At 63.9% G+C, this 18,130-nt stretch carries 18 protein-coding genes; 10 read left to right on the forward strand and 8 right to left on the reverse strand.

Annotated elements, in window-relative coordinates:
• Positions 1–3 precede the first annotated feature (3 nt).
• The 5 genes from lptG (at position 4) to rsmA (ending at position 6,574) form a co-directional block, all read left to right on the forward strand.
• Positions 4–1,089, forward strand: a complete 1,086-nt coding sequence (gene lptG, locus AC1DXU_RS09745; RefSeq protein ID WP_477368924.1) for an LPS export ABC transporter permease LptG — start codon at positions 4–6, stop codon at positions 1,087–1,089.
• Positions 1,089–3,515 carry an LPS-assembly protein LptD gene (locus AC1DXU_RS09750; protein ID WP_477367521.1) on the forward strand — a complete coding sequence of 809 codons (2,427 nt, stop codon included), beginning with the start codon at positions 1,089–1,091 and terminating at the stop codon, positions 3,513–3,515. The genes lptG and AC1DXU_RS09750 overlap by 1 nt, the downstream gene beginning before the upstream one ends.
• A gap of 217 nt (positions 3,516–3,732) precedes the next feature.
• Positions 3,733–4,668, forward strand: a complete 936-nt coding sequence (locus tag AC1DXU_RS09755) for a peptidylprolyl isomerase (protein ID WP_477319456.1) — start codon at positions 3,733–3,735, stop codon at positions 4,666–4,668.
• 12 nt (positions 4,669–4,680) lie between these two features.
• Positions 4,681–5,709: a 4-hydroxythreonine-4-phosphate dehydrogenase PdxA gene (gene pdxA, locus AC1DXU_RS09760; RefSeq protein ID WP_477367524.1), complete on the forward strand. Its 1,029-nt coding sequence runs from the start codon at positions 4,681–4,683 to the stop codon at positions 5,707–5,709.
• 10 nt (positions 5,710–5,719) lie between these two features.
• Entirely contained in the window at positions 5,720–6,574 is an 855-nt protein-coding gene (gene rsmA, locus AC1DXU_RS09765; protein WP_477367527.1) for a 16S rRNA (adenine(1518)-N(6)/adenine(1519)-N(6))-dimethyltransferase RsmA, read from the forward strand.
• Positions 6,575–6,589: 15 nt separating this feature from the next.
• On the opposite strand, the gene AC1DXU_RS09770 is transcribed toward rsmA, so the two are convergent.
• Positions 6,590–7,027 (reverse strand): DUF4260 domain-containing protein, encoded by a 438-nt coding sequence (locus AC1DXU_RS09770; protein ID WP_477367530.1) that lies wholly within the window; start codon positions 7,025–7,027, stop codon positions 6,590–6,592.
• Positions 7,028–7,117: 90 nt separating this feature from the next.
• Between AC1DXU_RS09770 and AC1DXU_RS09775 the strand changes: the two genes are divergently transcribed.
• Entirely contained in the window at positions 7,118–7,438 is a 321-nt protein-coding gene (locus AC1DXU_RS09775; protein ID WP_477367533.1) for a LysR family transcriptional regulator, read from the forward strand.
• Positions 7,439–7,525: 87 nt separating this feature from the next.
• Here the strand turns inward: AC1DXU_RS09775 and gmk are convergent, their stop codons facing one another.
• The 7 genes from gmk to fabD all read right to left on the reverse strand — a co-directional run bounded on the left by gmk (position 7,526) and on the right by fabD (position 14,070).
• The gene (gmk, locus tag AC1DXU_RS09780) at positions 7,526–8,182 is read right to left on the reverse strand and encodes a guanylate kinase (protein ID WP_477248296.1); all 657 of its coding nucleotides are present in this window, start codon (positions 8,180–8,182) and stop codon (positions 7,526–7,528) included.
• Positions 8,183–8,187: 5 nt separating this feature from the next.
• Entirely contained in the window at positions 8,188–9,078 is an 891-nt protein-coding gene (locus AC1DXU_RS09785; RefSeq protein ID WP_477367536.1) for a YicC/YloC family endoribonuclease, read from the reverse strand.
• Positions 9,079–9,252: 174 nt separating this feature from the next.
• Positions 9,253–10,509, reverse strand: coding sequence for an endolytic transglycosylase MltG (gene mltG / locus AC1DXU_RS09790; RefSeq protein ID WP_477367539.1), 1,257 nt, complete (start codon positions 10,507–10,509; stop codon positions 9,253–9,255).
• A 90-nt stretch (positions 10,510–10,599) separates the two neighbouring features.
• Complete coding sequence (gene fabF, locus AC1DXU_RS09795) at positions 10,600–11,862, reverse strand: beta-ketoacyl-ACP synthase II (protein ID WP_477367542.1); 1,263 nt, start codon at positions 11,860–11,862, stop codon at positions 10,600–10,602.
• Positions 11,863–11,896: 34 nt separating this feature from the next.
• Complete coding sequence (locus AC1DXU_RS09800; RefSeq protein WP_056109445.1) at positions 11,897–12,133, reverse strand: acyl carrier protein; 237 nt, start codon at positions 12,131–12,133, stop codon at positions 11,897–11,899.
• Between the two features lie 190 nt (positions 12,134–12,323).
• The gene (fabG, locus tag AC1DXU_RS09805; RefSeq protein WP_477272227.1) at positions 12,324–13,061 is read right to left on the reverse strand and encodes a 3-oxoacyl-[acyl-carrier-protein] reductase; all 738 of its coding nucleotides are present in this window, start codon (positions 13,059–13,061) and stop codon (positions 12,324–12,326) included.
• A gap of 67 nt (positions 13,062–13,128) precedes the next feature.
• The gene (fabD, locus tag AC1DXU_RS09810) at positions 13,129–14,070 is read right to left on the reverse strand and encodes an ACP S-malonyltransferase (RefSeq protein WP_477367545.1); all 942 of its coding nucleotides are present in this window, start codon (positions 14,068–14,070) and stop codon (positions 13,129–13,131) included.
• Positions 14,071–14,301: 231 nt separating this feature from the next.
• On the opposite strand from fabD, the gene AC1DXU_RS09815 reads away from it, so the two are divergent.
• From AC1DXU_RS09815 to rplI, 4 genes are all read left to right on the forward strand, one after another.
• Positions 14,302–16,263, forward strand: coding sequence for an LTA synthase family protein (locus tag AC1DXU_RS09815; protein ID WP_477367548.1), 1,962 nt, complete (start codon positions 14,302–14,304; stop codon positions 16,261–16,263).
• Between the two features lie 311 nt (positions 16,264–16,574).
• Complete coding sequence (gene rpsF / locus AC1DXU_RS09820) at positions 16,575–17,075, forward strand: 30S ribosomal protein S6 (RefSeq protein ID WP_477272221.1); 501 nt, start codon at positions 16,575–16,577, stop codon at positions 17,073–17,075.
• Positions 17,075–17,323, forward strand: coding sequence for a 30S ribosomal protein S18 (gene rpsR, locus AC1DXU_RS09825; protein WP_006203718.1), 249 nt, complete (start codon positions 17,075–17,077; stop codon positions 17,321–17,323). Before rpsF ends, rpsR begins: the two co-directional genes overlap by 1 nt.
• A 216-nt stretch (positions 17,324–17,539) precedes the next feature.
• Complete coding sequence (gene rplI, locus AC1DXU_RS09830) at positions 17,540–18,124, forward strand: 50S ribosomal protein L9 (protein ID WP_477319478.1); 585 nt, start codon at positions 17,540–17,542, stop codon at positions 18,122–18,124.
• Positions 18,125–18,130 lie beyond the last annotated feature (6 nt).

Here is an 18,130-nt window from a genome sequence, read left to right on the forward strand (position 1 = left end):
AAGCTGATGGGCTGGACTCTGGGCCGCTACTTCTTCTTCCGCTATGTGGCGATCACGGTGTGGTTCTTCATCGGCCTGCTGGCGCTGGTGTTCCTGATCGATTTCACCGAGCTTTCCGGCCGCATCGTCGGCTTGCCGGGTTTCACCTATGGCTCGGCATTCGCCATTTCAGCGCTGCGGATGCCGATGATCATGCTGCAGACGGTGCCGTTCGTCGGCCTGTTCTCGGCCATGGCGACGCTGGTCTCGCTGAACCGCAAGTACGAGCTGGTCATCGCGCGCTCGGCCGGTGTTTCGGCCTGGCAGTTCCTGTTGCCGTGCTGCATCGGCGCGCTCTTGTTCGGGGTGTTGTCGGTCGGCATCATCAATCCGATTGCCGCGCACGCCTTCTCCTGGTCCGAACAGATCGAAACCCAGCTCCGCTCCGGCAAATCGAACGCTGTTTCGCCCGACGCGACGCCCTGGATCCGGCAGAAAACCAGCTCCGGCGACACCATCATCGGCGCCCGCGCCATTCTCAACCAGGGCCTCGAGATGTCCGACGCCGTCTTCTTCGTCCTGTCTCCGCAAGGCGACATCGTCGAACGCAAGGATGCGGCGCGGGCCTTCCTGCGCGACGGCTACTGGGAGCTGCAGGACGTCAAGGTGTTCAAGAACGGCACCGTCCAGTCGCTGCCCAGCGACCGGGTGGTGACCAATCTCAAGCCGGAATTCGTGCAGGAGCGGCTGGCGCGCCCGGAAACCATCCCTTTCTACGAGCTGCCGGGTAAGATTGAGGTTGCCCGTTCCTTCGGCCTGAAGGCAAATGCCTTCGCCATGCAGTTTGATTCGTTGGTGGCTTTGCCGTTCCTGCTTGTCGCCATGACGCTGATTGCGGCAACAGTATCAATGCGATTTGCGAGGATGGGGCAGTCGGCAACGATGATTCTGGGTGGCGTCCTGGCCGGCTTTCTGCTTTATGTCGTTTCGGTGCTGGTCAAGGCATTCGGCGTTGCGGGATTCGTGCCCACAGCCGTGGCTGCATGGGTTCCGGTTGTCGTGGCTATGTTCTTCGGGGTGACATTCCTGCTATACAAGGAAGACGGCTAGTGAGGGAGGCGGTTTTGCGCAGCCATAGGCAGGCCGGTTTGGCGCGCCTTTATGGGGCGAGCGCCTTGGCATGCCTGCTCGCATGCGCCGTGCCGATGACCCCTGCCCTGGCGCAGGACGTCACCGACATGGCGTCGAAGGTTCCGGCCGGCACGCAGATGCTTTTGGCCGCGGATACGCTTGTCTACAACAACGACAACCAGACCGTGACCGCCGTTGGCGCCGTCCAGATCGACTATGGCGGCAATCGCCTGGTCGCCCAGCGGGTCGTGTACGACCGCAACACCAAGCGCCTGGTTGCCAGCGGTGCTGTTGAAATCGTCAACAGCGACGGCACCAAGATCAATTCGGACCATATCGACATCACCGACGATTTCGCCGACGGCTTCGTCAACGCGCTGCGCGTCGAAACCCCGGAAAAGGCCTATTTCGCCGCCGAGAGCGCTGAGCGCATGGGCGGCGTGCTGACGACCTTCCACAACGGCGTCTACACCGCCTGCGAACCGTGCGAGGACAAGCCGGACAAAGCGCCGACCTGGCGCGTCAAGGCCAGGAAGATCATCTGGAACGGCGAGAAGAAGACGGTCCGCTTCGAGAACGCGAATTTCGAGTTCTTCGGCTTTCCGCTGGCCTACCTGCCGGCGTTCGAGATCGCCGACCCGACGGTCAAGCGCAAGAGCGGCTTCCTGATCCCCGGCATCGTCTACAAGAGCGACCTCGGCATCGGCGTCAAGATCCCCTACTATTTCGCGCTGTCGCCAACTTATGATCTCACCGTCACCGGCAGCGGCTATACCAAGCAGGGTTTCCTCGGCGAGGCCGAGTGGCGCCAGCGCTTCAACAATGGCGAGTACAGCCTGAAGATCGCCGGCATCCGGCAAGAAAATCCCGACGAATTCATCGACAGCAGTGGCAACAACGTCAATTCCGGTGCCGTCGGCGACCCGAACAAGTTCCGCGGGATGATGGGCACCAAGGGCCAGTTCGCCATCAACCCGCGCTGGGATTTCGGCTGGGATGTGATGCTGCAGTCCGACAAGAACTTCTCGCGCACCTATGCCATCGAAGGCTACAACGACGCCGTCCATCAGTCGACGGTCTACCTGACCGGCCTCAACGGCCGCAATTATTTCGACGTGCGCGCCATGCGGTTCCAGGTCCAGGAAAACACCCTCGACAGCAACATCACCGCACGCGCCGACAAGCAGCCATGGGTGCTGCCATCGCTCGACTATGCCTACATCCCCGACATGTCGGTGGCCGGCGGGCAGTTGTCGTTCAACGTCAACGCCCGGGTCATCCGCCGCGACGATCTCGATGAAGCCTATTTCACCCCCTATGTGCCGGCTTCGGGCACCCAGCGCGTGCGTGGCATCGAGGGCGAATCCGGCCGCCTCACAGCCGAGGCCGAGTGGAAGCGCACCTTCACCACCGATGGCGGCCTGCAGCTGACGCCGCTGCTGGCGCTACGCGGCGACGCCAACTACCTCACCGCATCCTCGGCCTCGCTGGCCGCTGTCAACGCCATGGCCACAGATCCTCGGATCAACGTCGACGACGACATGCGGTCGTCGCTGGCTCGCTATATGGCGACCGCCGGGCTTGAAATGCGCTGGCCGGTGCTGTTCTCGATGCCCGGCTCCAGCCATATCGTCGAACCGATGGCACAAGTCTTCATGCGCCCGAACGAGCAATATGTTGGCGGCCTCAGCGTTCCCAATGAGGACGCACAGAGCTTCGTCTTCGATGCCACGACGCTGTTCGAACGCGACAAGTTCTCCGGCTACGACCGCATGGAAGGCGGCACCCGCGCCAATGTCGGCTTTCGCTACTCCGGCGCCTACGACAATGGCTGGAGCACCAATGCGATCTTCGGCCAGTCCTACCAGCTGGCCGGCCAGAATTCGTTCACCGCGCCAGACCTGGTCAATGCTGGTGTTGCTTCGGGCCTCGACAAGCCTACCTCCGACTATGTCGGCCTCGTCGGCTTCAACAGCCCCAGCGGCTTCTCCGGTTCGCTCAGCGGCCGTTTCGACGAGCAGAGCTTCGAGGTTCGCCGCGCCGAGGTGAAGGCGGCCTATTCCGGCCTGCCGATTTCGCTGAGTGCAAAATACGCCTTCATCCAGGCGCAGCCGCTCTACGGCTTCACCACCGACCGTCACGAGGTCACACTTGGCGCCTCGACGCACCTTGCCGAGAACTGGCGCATCTTCGGCACCGGAACCTATGACCTGCAGCAAAGCGTGCTGGTCAAGGACGGGGTCGGCTTTGCCTACAATGATTCCTGCTTCACCTATTTGATGACGTTCTCGGAATCGCGCGACTCGGTCACCAAGGAAGTGTCGCAGAATGTCGGCTTCAACCTGTCGTTCCGCACGCTGGGCGATTTCGGTTCGTCCACCAGCGCCGTCGACACGATCCAGTAACGACCGGCTAACGAATCGTCCGAAGTTCGAAAATTGATTTTGCTGCGCTGACCTTGCGGTCAGGAAAAGCGCGGTGTTTGGTTTCAAAATGTTAGAGCGTATTTTGTGCGTCCCGGAGTGGACGCACGCGGCGCCAGCGACATCGTTTTGCCGCATAAAGCAGGCACGGGTTTGGCCCCTTGGCATGGGGTTGGTCGGGAACCAGGATAGATTTGGGATGCTTTCGATGAGGAAATACCTCTTTTCGGCAGGTTTCGCGCTGCTTGTGGCGGCGACTTCGGTCTCGATCACCATGATGACGCCGCCGGCTTTCGCCAGCGAGATCAAATACGTCGTCAACGACGTACCGATCACCACCGGCGACATCGCGCACCGGGCCGCGTTCCTGCGCCTGCAGCACAAGAAGGGCGACGCCGCCAAGGAAATGGTCGACCAGACGCTGCGCGTCACCGAGGCCAGGCGCCTCGGCATCCGCGTCACCGACGCCCAGGTCGAGGCCGCCTATCAGCGCTTTGCCTCGACCAACAAGATGCAGCTCAAGCAGCTTGACGGCGTCATGGCGCAGTCCGGCGTCAGCAAGGAGCATTTCAAGGAGTTCATCCGCGCCCAGATGGCCTGGAACCAGGCACTCAGCGCGCGTTACCGCGCGGACAGCGGCGGCGGGGCAGTCAGCGAACAGGATCTCGTCAAGAAGATGCTCGAGAAAGGCGGCACCAAGCCAAGCGCCACCGAATACATGCTGCAGCAGGTCATCTTCGTGGTGCCGGCGGCCGAGCGGGGCGCCACGCTGGCCAAGCGCAAGCGCGAGGCCGACGCCATGCGCGCCCGCTTCAACGGCTGCAACACCACGCGAGAATTCGCCAAGGGCCTGATCGACGTCACCGTGCGCGATCTTGGCCGGGTGCTGGCGCCGCAATTGCCACCGGACTGGGCCGAGCAGATCAAGGCCACCAAGGTCGGCGGCGCCACCACCACGCGCGAGACGGATCGTGGCGTCGAGTTCATCGGCATCTGTTCGTCGCGCGAAGTCTCCGACGACAAGGTCGCCCAGATGGTGTTCCAGGCCGAAGGCAGCACCGACAAGAACGCCGACGAGCTCAGCGTGAAGTATGTCGAGGAGCTGCGGAAGAAAGCCCGCATCGTCCAGCGCTGACCTGGCTTGGCCGTGCTTGACGCAGAGCTTCCGCTGGCGCTGAGCGTCGGCGATCCTTCCGGCGTCGGGCCGGAGATCGCCATTGCCGCGTGGCAGGCGCGCGACACCGCCGGTGTACCGCCGTTCTACCTGCTCGCAGACCCGTCGCTGATTGCCGCGCGCGCGCATCGGCTCGGCGCCAATGTGACGATCGTTGAGACGACGCCGGTGCAAGCGGCACGCGTCTTTCGCCGCGCCCTGCCCGTCGTGCCGCTGGTTGCCCGCTTCATCGACAGTCCCGGCCGGCCGGACCCGGCCAATGCCGCCGGCACCATCGAGGCCATCGACCGCGCCGTGGCCGACTGCCTTGCCAGCCGGGCCGCGGCCGTCGTCACCTGTCCGATCGCCAAGAAGCCGCTCTACGATGCCGGCTTCGGCTTCCCCGGCCACACCGAATATCTGGCGCATCTGGCGTCGCTTCACAGCGGCGTCGAGGTGACGCCGGTGATGCTGCTGGCCGGGCCTGAGTTGCGCACCGTTCCGGTGACCATCCACATCGCGCTGGCCGAGGTGCCGAAGGCGCTGACGGCAGAGCTGATCGTCACCACCTGCCGCATCACCGCCGCCGATCTTGCAAGTCGTTTCGGCATCGCCAGGCCAAGGCTCGCCATTGCCGGGCTCAACCCGCATGCCGGCGAAGACGGTGCGATGGGCAGCGAGGACGAGCGCATCATCCGCCCGGCGATCGACATGTTGCGCGCGCTTGGCATCGACGCCTTCGGGCCGCTGCCGGCCGATACGATGTTTCATGCGCGCGCCCGCGCGGGCTACGATGTGGCGATCTGCATGTATCACGACCAGGCGCTGATCCCGGCCAAGGCACTGGCCTTTGACGAGGCGGTCAACGTGACGCTCGGCCTGCCCTTCATCCGCACCTCGCCCGACCATGGCACCGCCTTCGACATCGCTGGCAAGGGCATAGCGCGCGCCGACAGCCTGATCGTGGCGCTGGTCCTCGCCCGCAGGCTGGCCAATACCGGAACGAAGGTCGCAGCCGCATGAGCCCTCGGACATGAGCATCGACGGGCTGCCGCCGCTGCGCGAGGTGATCGAGCGCCATGGGCTGCAGGCGAAGAAGGCGCTCGGCCAGAATTTCCTGCTCGACCTCAACCTCACCGGCAAGATCGCGCGTACCGCCGGCGAGCTGACAAACTGCACGGTGATCGAGGTCGGCCCCGGTCCCGGCGGGCTGACCCGGGCGCTGCTGCTTGCCGGCGCCCGCCGCGTCGTCGCCATCGAGCGCGACGAGCGCTGCCTGGCGGCGCTGGCCGAGGTGTCGGACCACTATCCCGGCCGGCTCGAGATCATTGCCGGCGATGCGATGAAGACGGATTTCGCCGCCCTTGCCCAGGAGTGGTCAGGAGGCGGCATGCCTGGGAGCGGGGGGCCGGTGAAGATCGTCGCCAACCTGCCTTACAATATCGGCACCGAACTTCTGATCCGCTGGCTGACAATTGCCGAGTGGCCGCCCTTCTATGCCTCGATGACGCTGATGTTCCAGCGCGAGGTGGCCGAGCGCATCGCGGCCAACCCCGGCAGCGACGCCTATGGCCGGCTGGGCGTGCTGGCCGGCTGGCGGACGGAGGCGAGGATCGCCTTCGACGTGCCGCCGCAAGCGTTCACGCCGCCACCCAAAGTGACGTCATCGGTGGTGCATCTGGTGCCGCGTGCCAGCCCCTTGCCCACCGAGGTGAAGAAGCTCGGCCGCGTCACCGAAGCGGCCTTCGGCCAGCGCCGCAAGATGCTGCGGCAGAGCGTCAAGAGCCTCGGCGGCGAAGCCCTGCTGACCCGCGCCGGCATCGATCCGACACGGCGTGCGGAAACCTTGAGCGTCGAGGAATTCGTGCGGCTGACCAACGCGGTGTAAGCCGAACCGTTGCCGTCACGTGGCGCTGTTCGGCGTCGCCCGGCCGATGCGGCCAAGATGCGTGTCGGAAAACGCAGTCGCATATTTGAGGCCATAGCCCAGCGCACGATCTATGCCGATATGCGCGACCCAGATCAGTGCCAGGCTGACGAACCAGGGCGCATGCGCCACCCAAGCCAATGCGGCCACCAGACCAGGTCCGACATAGGTATGTACTGCGTTGTAAGCGATGGCACCGGCGCGCGGACCAGCAAGAAAAGCAAACATCGAAAGGTCGGGTACCAGCAGCAATACGGCAAACCAGCCCCAGCTGCCGCCGGACAGCTGATAGGCCCACACCGCCGCGGCGACAGCGGCCAATCCCTCAAGGCGAAGCAGAATGCGTGGGACGCCGGTGACCGCGAACGGCGACGAGGAGGAGCGCGAGCCGGGTAGAATGGCGTTGCTGGTCACAGTTCAAATACCTCAAAAAAATCAATGACACACGAACATTGCCTGGCATTCAGCTTCGAGTCTATCGTCGCAACATAACCAGCGCTTCGAATGAAAATGACCATGACGGCTTCTCCCAACTGGGATCTGTACGTGACCTTTTTGTCCGTGATGCACAATCGCAGCCTGTCTGCGGCCGCACGCGCGCTTGACAGCGCGCAGCCCAAGGTCAGGAAACAAATTGCCGAGCTCGAAGCCGCCCTGGGCTGCGTGTTGTTCACCCGATCCAAGGCAGGCCTGGTGCCCACGGAGGCTGCTCACGCGGCATATCCTTTCGCGCAGACCATGGCCGCCACCGCCAATGCTCTGGCCCGCTCGATCTCGGGCCAGGAGCACGATGAAAGGCCTGGGTCGTCATGCATGAAGGTCTGAAGGCGGTGCGCAGGGTGCGTCTGGTGTTCGACGCCCTATCGAGAGGCCTGGCGGCCTATGCGCGCGCTTAGGTCTCGGGTAGGCGGTCTAATCCGTCTTCTCGTCGAGCAGGCCTGAGACGAAATCGAACAGGCCCGGTCGGCGGTCGCGCCTTAGCCGCTCTGCGGTGACGATGCCGCGCACCTCGGCGAAGGCGCGGTCGAGATCGTCGTTGATGATGACGAAATCATATTCCTTCCAGTGCTCGATCTCGTTGCGGGCGTTTTTCAACCGCATCTCGATCACCGATTCCTGGTCCTCGGCGCGGCGCTTCAGCCGTGCCTTCAATTCCTTCATCGACGGCGGCAGGATGAAGATCGAGACGATGTCGGCGCGCATCTTTTCCTTGAGCTGCTGGGCGCCTTGCCAGTCGATGTCGAACAGCATGTCGCGGCCTTGCGCCAGCGCCAGTTCGGCCGGCTCGCGCGGCGTCGCGTAGCAATTGCCGTGCACCTCCGCCCATTCGAGCAGCGCGTCGGAATCGCGCAGCCGCTCGAACTCGCGCATGGTGCGGAAGTGGTAGTGGACACCCTCGATCTCTGAGCCGCGGCGCGGCCGTGTGGTGACGGAGACCGACAGTTCGAGGCTTGAATCGCTTTCCAGCAGATTGCGCGCGATCGTCGATTTGCCGGCGCCGGACGGCGACGACAAGACCAGCATCAGCCCCCGACGGCGAATGCGGGAACCTACATCCTTGGCGGCCATCGGGGTTACTCCAGATTCTGGACCTGTTCGCGAAATTGGTCGACCACTGCCTTCAGCTCCAACCCGATGGCGGTCACCGCAGCAGCGTTCGACTTCGAGCACAGCGTATTCGATTCGCGGTTGAATTCCTGCGCCAGAAAATCGAGCTTGCGGCCAATGGCGCCGCCATTTGCCAGCAGTGCCCGGCCCGACGCCACATGCGTCTTCAGCCGGTCGATCTCTTCGCGGATGTCAGCCTTGGTGGCGAGAAACGCCGCTTCCATGTGCAGGCGGCTGGCGTCTAGATTGGCCGATGCGTCCATCAGCAGCCGGACCTGCTCGGCGATGCGTTCGCGGATCGCCGCCGCTTCGCGCGACGGATCGGCCTCGGCGCTGAGCGTCAGCGCCTCGATGGCGTCGATGTGGCCGGACAGCAGCGCTGCAAGTGCGGCGCCCTCGCCCTGGCGCGCCAGCTCCAGCCCGCCCAGCGCCACTTCCAGCGCCGACACTATCGCCGTATCGAGGGCTGCCCGCGCCTCCTCGGTTTCAGTGCTTTCGGGAATGTCGAGCACGCCGCGCAGGGCCAGCAGTCCGTCGGCCGTCGCGGGTGCCACACCGAACTGTTCCTGCAGCCGCGTGGCCAGTCCGGCCAGATCCTGCAGGAAGGCTTCGTTGACCACCGGCTGGGCTTGTGTGCCGGCGGCGCGACCGATGGTCAGCGTCGCCTGGAAATTGCCGCGTGAAAAGCGCTTCTGCAACGTCTGCCTGACCGCCGGCTCCAGCCGCTCAAAACCTTGCGGCAGCCGCAGCCTGACCTCGACGCTCTTGCCGTTGACCGACTTGACCTCCCAGGCGATCGACGTGCCGTCCTGTTCGGCGACAGCGCGCGCAAAACCGGTCATGCTCTGCAAACTCATGGTTTCCGTATGTCCCCCTGGCGGCTTGCCCCGAAAGCGCTCCGGATCATGCCTGGCTTCAAAATGCCGGAGCGTCCCATGCGTGTTCAAGCCGACGCTGGGCGCTCTTATAAAGTCTTAGAGCGTCCCTGGCGCGTTCAAATGGAACGCGAGGGGCGATTTCAAAAATCGGCGCTACTGGGCGGCTCCGGCATCGCCGCCGGCGTCGCCATTGTCACCGGTATCGCTGCCGTCACCGTCATCGCCGGTTTCGGCCGGCTTGTCGGCGCCAGTCTGGTCGGCGCCGGTTTTGGCGGCATCTTCGGCCTGCTTCTTCTGCAGCGCCCGGTAACGGGCAACGTTCTCATTGTGCTCTTCGAGCGTCGCCGCAAAGACATGGCCGCCGGTGCCGTCAGCGACGAAATAGAGATCACCGGTCTTCGACGGATTGGCGACGGCTTCGAGCGCGGCGCGGCCGGGATTGGCAATCGGCGTCGGCGGCAGGCCGTTGATCAGATAGGTGTTGTAGGGCGTCGGCTTCTGGATGTCGGACTGGTAGATCGGGCGGTCGGCCGGTTTGCCCTTGCCGCCGAACAGGCCGTAGATAATGGTCGGGTCGGATTGCAACCGCATGCCCTTGGCCAGCCGGTTGAGGAAGACGGCAGCCACGCGCGAGCGCTCGTCACCCCTGCCCGTCTCCTTCTCGACGATCGAAGCCAGCGTCACGAAGTCCTCGACGTTGGCGAGCGGCAGGTCGGGCGCGCGCCGCTGCCAGACGTCGTCGACCAGCTTCTTCTGGTCGGCCAGAAGCTTGTCGACCATCTGCTGGCGCGTGGCGCCACGGGTGAAGCGCAACGTGTCGGTAGCGAGGCTGCCCTCCAGCGGCATGGCCGCCGGCATGTCGCCGGTCAACGCTACCTGATCGGCGATGCGCTGCATCGCCTGCTCGACGGTCAGCCCTTCGGGAATGGTCAGCGAATACATCACCGACTTGCCGCTCTTCAAGAGTTCCATGATCTCGCGCATCGAGGCCTTGGGCTTGATCTCGTATTCGCCGGCCTTCAGCGCGGAATCGTTGCCGTAGGCGCGCACGCCAAGGCGGAAGATGCGGGCGTCGCTGATCAGTCCGCGCCGCTCGAGCTGGTCGGCGATATCCTGGACGCCCGAGTTCGACTTGACCAGGAACGTGTCACCATTGGCCGAAGGGCCCGCCTCGTTGAATGCCTGCTTGCCAAAATAAAGCGTGATGCCGGCCGCCAGAACCATCAGCATCACAGAGGAGATGACGAAGTTCATGAACACGACGACCTGGCTGCGCGAGGCGCGCGAACGCCGCGGCGGTGGTGTGCCGGCTTCAGGCCGCAATGCCTCGCTGGCCGTCTTCGGCACGATCGGACCGGGAGCAGCCTGTCGCTGCCCGAATTCTCCGTTGCCTGCCGGATTTGTGTTCATTGTGCCCTGCCGTTTGATCTCTCAACGAATCCCCTCGGGCAGAGTAGGGGCGAATATGGCAAAATTGACGACAGCGTGTTGACGGGCCGGTCAGCCATTGTAGCGCTGGAAGACGAGCGAGGCATTGGTGCCGCCAAAGCCGAAGGAATTGGACAGCGCCACATCGATCTGGCGAGCCCGCGGCGTGTTCGCCACTAGGTCGATCGCCGTCTCGCGCTCCGGGTTGTCGAGATTGATGGTCGCCGGCGCGATGTTGTTGCGAATGGCAAGGATCGAGAAGATCGCCTCGGCCGCACCCGCCGCCCCCAGAAGATGGCCGATCGACGACTTGGTCGACGACATCGAAATCTTCGACGCGGCATTGCCGACCAGCCGCTCGACGGCGCCGAGCTCGATGGTGTCGGCCATGGTCGAGGTGCCGTGGGCGTTGATGTAGTCCAGATCGGACGGGGTGAGCTTGGCCCGGTTCAACGCCGCGGTCATGCAGCGGAAAGCGCCGTCGCCGTCTTCGGCAGGCGCGGTGATATGATAGGCGTCGCCGGTCAGGCCGTAGCCAGTGACCTCGGCATAGATTTTTGCGCCACGCGCCTTGGCGTGTTCGAGTTCTTCCAGCACGACAACGCCGGCGCCCTCACCCATGACGAAGCCGTCGCGGTCGCGGTCATAGGGACGCGAGGCTTTTTCCGGCGTGTCGTTGCGCTCGGTGGACAGCGCCCGGCAAGCGGCGAAGCCGGCAAGCGAAAGCCGCGTCACCGGCGATTCGGCACCGCCGGCCAGCATCACGTCGGCGTCGCCGAAGATGATCAGCCGGGCGGCATCGCCAATGGCGTGCGCGCCGGTCGAACAAGCGGTGACGACGGCGTGGTTGGGGCCTTTCAGCCCGTGCCGGATCGACACTTGCCCGGACACCAGGTTGATGATGTTGCCAGGAATGAAGAATGGGCTGATGCGGCGCGGGCCGCGTTCCTTCAGGATGATGGCGTTTTCGGCGATGCCTTCTAGGCCGCCAATGCCGGAGCCGATCATGACGCCGGTGGCGCAGCGCTCCTGCTCGTTCGCAGGCTCCCAGCCGGAATCCTTCAGCGCTTCGTCGGCGGCCGCGATCCCGTAAAGGATGAAGTCGCCGATCTTGCGCAGTTCCTTGGGCTCGAGCACGGCTTCGGGATTGAGCGTACCGTTGGAGCCGTCACCGCGAGGAATGACGTGGGCGATCTTGCAGGCAAGATCTTCCACTTCAAACTCGGTGACGCGCTTCGCCGCACTGCGGCCGGTCAGAAGTTCCTTCCAGCTGTGCTCGAAGCCCATGCCGAAAGGCGAAACCAGGCCAAGGCCCGTGACGACGACACGCCTCATCGCAGGTCCTCCCCGGTGATGCCTGCGAAAAGCCTCAGGCCGAGGCCTTGTCGATGTACTTCACAGCGTCGCCGACGGTGAGGATGGTCTCGGCCGCATCGTCCGGAATCTCGACGCCGAACTCTTCTTCGAACGCCATGACGAGTTCGACCGTGTCGAGGCTGTCTGCGCCCAGATCATCGATGAAGCTCGCCTGCTCCGTCACCTTGTCGGCTTCGACGCCAAGGTGTTCGATGACGATCTTCTTGACGCGCTCTGCGGTGTCACTCATTTGGGGCATCCTCGTCTTTTGTTTGTCTGTCTTCGTTAGCGGGCAGAATGCCGCTAATCAAGCTGAAAGATGGTCCTGCCGGAAACGCAACGGCGACGGACCGGTTTTTGCCCGAACCGCCGGGTTGCGGGCCGCATTACACGAAAAATAGCGCGCGTCCAAGCCGAAATGGGGTGTTTTCCCGCAACTGTTAGATCATTGCCATGCCGCCATTCACATGAATGGTCTGGCCGGTAACATAGGCCGCCTCGTTGGAAGCGAGATAGGCGACGGCGGAGGCGACTTCGGCGCTGGTGCCCATGCGCCGGGTCGGGATCGCTGCCATGATCGCCTCTTTCTGCTTGTCGTTGAGCTTGTCGGTCATTGCCGATTCGATGAAGCCCGGAGCGACGCAGTTGACGGTGATGTTGCGGGTGGCGATCTCCTGCGCCAACGACTTGGAAAAGCCGATCATGCCGGCCTTGGTGGCGCAATAGTTGGTCTGGCCGGGATTGCCGGTGACACCGACCACTGAGGTGATGTTGATGATGCGGCCGTGCCGGCGCCGCATCATTGGATGGGTGAGTTCGCGGGTCAGCCGGAACACGGCGGTAAGATTGACCTCCATCACACTGTCCCAGTCGGCGTCCGCCATGCGCACGAACAGCCCGTCCTTGGTGATGCCGGCATTGTTGACCAGAATGTCGACGCCTTCGAGATCGGCCTCCGCCTTCTGGCCGAGCGCCTTGACCTCGTCGCGGTTCGACAGGTTGGCCGGAAACAGCTTGACCCGGTCTCCGAGCTCGGCGGCCAGCGTCTCCAGTTTCTCGACGCGCGTGCCATGCAGGCCGACGATGGCGCCTTGCGCATGCAGCACCCGTGCGATCGCCTCGCCAATGCCCCCCGATGCGCCGGTGACGAGCGCCTTGCGGCCGGTCAATTCGAACATTTTTGTCTCCTGATCCAAGCGAGCCCCCTTCACAGGGGTAGGGTCAATCACAGTCAATCACAGTTGATTATGCAAGCCCCGCCAGCGCCGCCTCGACATCGGCCGCCGTGCCGATGGCGCCGGTGGCGATGTCGCGGTTGATGCGCCGCGCCAGCCCCGACAGCACCTTGCCGGCGCCCACTTCGTAGAGTGTGGTAACACCGTTTTGGCCAAACCACTCCACCGTTTCGCGCCAGCGCACGCGGCCAGTCACCTGTTCGACCAGGCGGCTGGCGATGGCGTCCTGATCGCTGGTCGGGGTCACCGACACGTTGGAGACGACAGGCACGACCGGTGCGTTCTTCGTCACGCCGGCCAGCGCCTCGCGCATAACATTGGCCGCGGGCGCCATCAGCGCCGAATGGAAGGGGGCGGAGACCTGCAGCATCAAGGCCCGCTTGGCGCCCTTTTCGGTGCACAGCTTCGCCGCCAGCTCGACCGCGGCTTTGGCGCCGGAAATCACCAGCTGGCCGCCGCCATTGTCGTTGGCAACCTGGCAGACGGAGCCTTGGGCGGCTTCCGCGCAGGCGGCTTCAACATCGGCCTGCTCCAGCCCGATGATCGCCGCCATGGCGCCCTCGCCGGCCGGCACCGCCGCCTGCATGGCGTTGCCGCGAATGCGCAACAGCCGGGCGGCATCGGCGACGGACACAAAACCGGCGGCGGCAAGTGCCGAATATTCGCCGAGCGAATGGCCGGCGACATAGGCGACCTTGTCCTTCAGCGAAAAGCCGCGCGCTTCCAGTGCCCGGATCGCCGCCAGCGACACCGCCATCAGCGCCGGCTGGGCATTGGCGGTCAGCGTCAGCGTCTCCTCCGGCCCTTCCCAGATCAGCTTCGACAGGTTTTCGCCGAGCGCTTCGTCGACCTCCTCGAAGATCCGGCGCGCTTCTGGAAAGGCGTCGGCAAGGTCCTTGCCCATGCCGACAGCCTGGCTGCCCTGTCCCGGAAAGGTGAATGCGACGGCCATGTGAGGCTCCAGAGGCTGGTTTTTCCCTGCCTGTGACGCAAGGCGGGCGGCCAAGTCAAGTCCACCGGGGGCCAATCGCGACCGGTTTCGGCACGGCTTCACTGGGCGAGTGTCTGATCCAAAAGGCTTTTTGGCGATCACTCATGATGAAAACCGAACACGATTCGTTTGCTGGCTCTTCTCATTTTCGCCACAGGCGCTAGCTTTGCGTGACAGTTCGATGACAATTCGATGACGCATTTGTTGCGGGCCGGGGATTTTAAGGTGGCAAACCGTTTGAAGCGCGCTGGCAAGGCCGCGCCGCAGTTTCTGGAAGGCGATCCGTCCACCGGCTATCTGCCGGGCCGGAAATGGCCTGTTATCCGCTATGGCCTGCTCAGCCTGCTCGCGTCCGCGATCCTGGTTTTCGCAATCGAACTGATCGTGCGCGGCGACTTCATGGGCACTGTCGGCTTCTTCCTGCAGCCGTTCAAGCCGGGCTGGACCACCATCATTATCTTCGCGCTGATCCTGATCGGCCTCGATGCCGTGCTCGGCCGCAGCCACCAGAGCCTGATGATCGTCGCGCCGCTGACCCTGGCGCTGGCGTTTGTCGGCCACCAGAAGTCACTCTATCTCGGCGACCCGCTCTATCCCACCGACTTCCTCTACTCCCGCCAGATCGTGGCGCTGATGCCGCTTCTGGTGCGCGATCGCCCGGGAACCGCCATCATGATGGCGGTTGGCATCGTCGGCGGGCTGTCGCTGCTCGTCTATGGCTGGCGCCTATGGCGCCGCCGGGTGCCGGCGCTCAGCCACAAAGGCCGGCTCGCCCGGCTGACGCTGACCGTGCCGCTGCTCGCCTTCGTCGTCTCGATCATGGACTATGCCACCTTCTCGTGGACCCGGGATCGGCTGCAGATCATCCCGATCATGTGGGACCAGAAGGAAAACTACGCCTCAAACGGCTTTGCGCTCGCCTTCGCGCTCAACGTGCCGATGGCCCATGTCTCGGCGCCGGCGGGCTACTCCGAAAAGGCGATCGCGGCGATCGACAGGTCCGATGTGACGGCCTCGGTGCCGGCAGAGAAGCCCGACATCATCATCGTTATGAGCGAATCCTTCTGGGATGCGACCAAACTGCCGGGCGTCACCATCACGCCCGACCCGATCCCCAATGTGCGGGCGCTGCGCTCAGGCTATATGTTTTCGCCCGAATTCGGCGGCATGACCGCCAACATCGAATTCGAGGCGCTGACCGGCTTTTCCAATGCCTTCCTGCCGGCCGGCAGCATCCCTTACCAGCAGTATGTGCGCACGCCGACGCCTTCGCTGGCGACGTTCCTGAAAAGCGAGGGCTACAGGGCGCGCGCCATCCATCCCGGCACCAACTGGTTCTGGAACCGCGGCGCGGTCTATGCCGATTTTGGCTTCAACGACTTCAAGTCGGAAGAAAACCTGCCCTATCTGGAAAAGCGCGGACCCCTGGCCTCGGACGCGGCGATGACCGACGAGATCATCCGCGAGGCCGACGCCAGCGACGATCCGGTGTTCTTCTTCGCCGTCAGCCTGCAGAACCATGGCCCCTACGAGCCGCATCGCTATTACAATCCGACCCACAAGGTCGACGCGCGGATCAGCCCGTGGGCGCGTGAATCGCTGTTGAGCTATGCCGAAGGCTCCGCCGATGCCGACCGCGGCCTCGAGCGGCTGATCGAATGGGCGAAGAAGCGCGACCGGCCGACGGTCATCGCCTTTTTCGGCGACCATCTGCCGCCGCTCGGACCGGTCTATGTCGAGACCGGTTTCCTGAAGGATAATGTCGCGCCGCGCAAGGAACCGTCGGCCGAGGCGGCGCTCGAGCATCACCAGACGCCGCTGATCCTGTGGTCGAACCGGACGGGTCCGGCCGAGGACATGGGCGCGGTCAGCCCGGCCTTCCTGCCCTATCATATCCTGACCATGGCCGGCATCAGCCACCCCTATTACACCGGCTTCCTGGGCGCCTTGCGCGAACACTACCGTGTCGTCGACCGCAATCTGCTTTTGACGCCGGCGGGCGACGCCACGCCCGACTGGGCACGGCAGAAGACGATCGATCCGGCGATCAACGATTTCCGCCTGCTGCAATACGACATGATGTTCGGCAAGCGCCACGCAGCGCCCGACTTCTTCCCCGAAACGGTCGACAAGCTCGTCGCCCATACGAGTTGAACGCCGGCATTTCGGCCCTGCGACGCCAAGGACGCTGTCCGGGATGCGGCTTGCGCTTGCCTTCCAGCCGGATTGCTGTATAGACGCCCGCAATCTGCCGGTCCTTGCTGGGGGCTGAACGGAGGGCCGGCGGTTTTATCCAAAACCTTCGTGTGAAGCCAGAAGCGCTTCCGCCTCCCGTGTCTCCGCTCTCGACCGTCTCGAAATGCTCCTTTCTTCCCCGCCCCCTCAAGGGATCAGCGGGTCAGAGAAGTTGCAGAGGCTTTTGCCGCGAGAACCGGGAGAGAAACGAAGAAAGGCACTGAACCACTATGGCTCTATACGAACATGTGTTTCTTGCCCGGCAGGACCTCTCGCAGCAGCAGGTCGATGCGCTTGTCGAACAGTACAAGGGTGTCATCTCCGCGAATGGCGGGTCCGTCGGCCGGGTCGAGAACTGGGGATTGAAGTCCCTCACCTACCGGGTCAACAAGAACCGGAAGGCATACTACACGCTTATGGACCTCACCTGCCCGCCGGCAGCGCTCAACGAGATGGAGCGCCAGATGGGTCTGTCCGAGGACGTGCTGCGTTTCCTGACCGTCAAGGTCGAGGCGCATGAGGAAGGCCCGTCGGCCATGATGCAGAAGCGCGAAGAGCGCTCGGAACGCGGCGGCTTCGGCGACCGCGACCGTGGCGATCGTGGCCCGCGCTCGTTCGGCGACCGTGATCGCGGCGACCGTGGCGATCGTCCGCCGCGCTCGTTTGGCGACGCTGGTGCCGATCGTGGTCCGCGCCGTCCGCGCGAAGGCTTTGAAGGGGGTGCAGAATAATGGTCGACATCAATCAGATCCCGACCCGGCGCCCGTTCCACCGCCGCCGCAAGACCTGCCCGTTCTCCGGCGCAAACGCGCCCAAGATCGATTACAAGGACGTGCGTCTGCTGCAGCGCTACATTTCCGAGCGCGGCAAGATCGTGCCGTCGCGCATCACCGCCGTCAGCCAGAAGAAGCAGCGCGAGCTCGCCAAGGCGATCAAGCGCGCCCGCTTCCTCGGCCTGCTGCCCTACGTGGTTCGCTAAGACTTTCGAGCGGGCGGTTCGCCGCCCGCTTTTTTCTCCCCACGGCGACGGGCGCCGCAGGGTTTGCTTCAAATCCCGGGTTGAGGTGAAAACCTCTAACTGCCGCGACAGGCAGGACAGCGACACCAGCGCCCAGGGCGCTCAAGCTTCCTGACCTGTTCCAGATAATTCGGAGCCGATCCCATGGATTGGCACCCAAACCAAAGGAACAAAACCATGGAAGTCATTCTTCTCGAACGCGTTTCCCGCCTCGGCCAGATGGGCGACACCGTCAAGGTCAAGGACGGGTTCGCCCGCAATTTCCTGCTGCCGCAGGGCAAGGCGCTGCGCGCCAATGAAGCCAACAAGAAGAAGTTCGAGGGACAGCGCGCCCAGCTCGAAGCCCGCAACCTCGAGCGCAAGTCGGAAGCCTCAGAGGTTGCCGAAAAGCTCGACGGCAAGAGCTTCATCGCCGTGCGTTCGGCTGGTGAAACCGGCCAGCTCTACGGTTCGGTGTCGACCCGCGACATCGCCGATCTGCTGACGGCCGGTGGTTTCTCGGTCAACCGCAACCAGATCCTGCTCAATCAGCCGATCAAGACCATCGGCCTGACCAATGTGGCGATCGCGCTGCATCCGGAAGTCGAGGTCACCATCACCCTCAACATCGCTCGCACGGCCGACGAAGCCGAGCGTCAGGCCAAGGGCGAGACGCTGACCACCGCCGAAGCCATCTATGGCGACGACATCAACGACAACGCTCGCCCGGAAAACTTCTTCGACCCGAACACCGAGTTCGAAGGCGGCGAAGAGAACGCCTGATCAAGC

The organism is Mesorhizobium sp. P3_A10 (assembly GCF_056403175.1).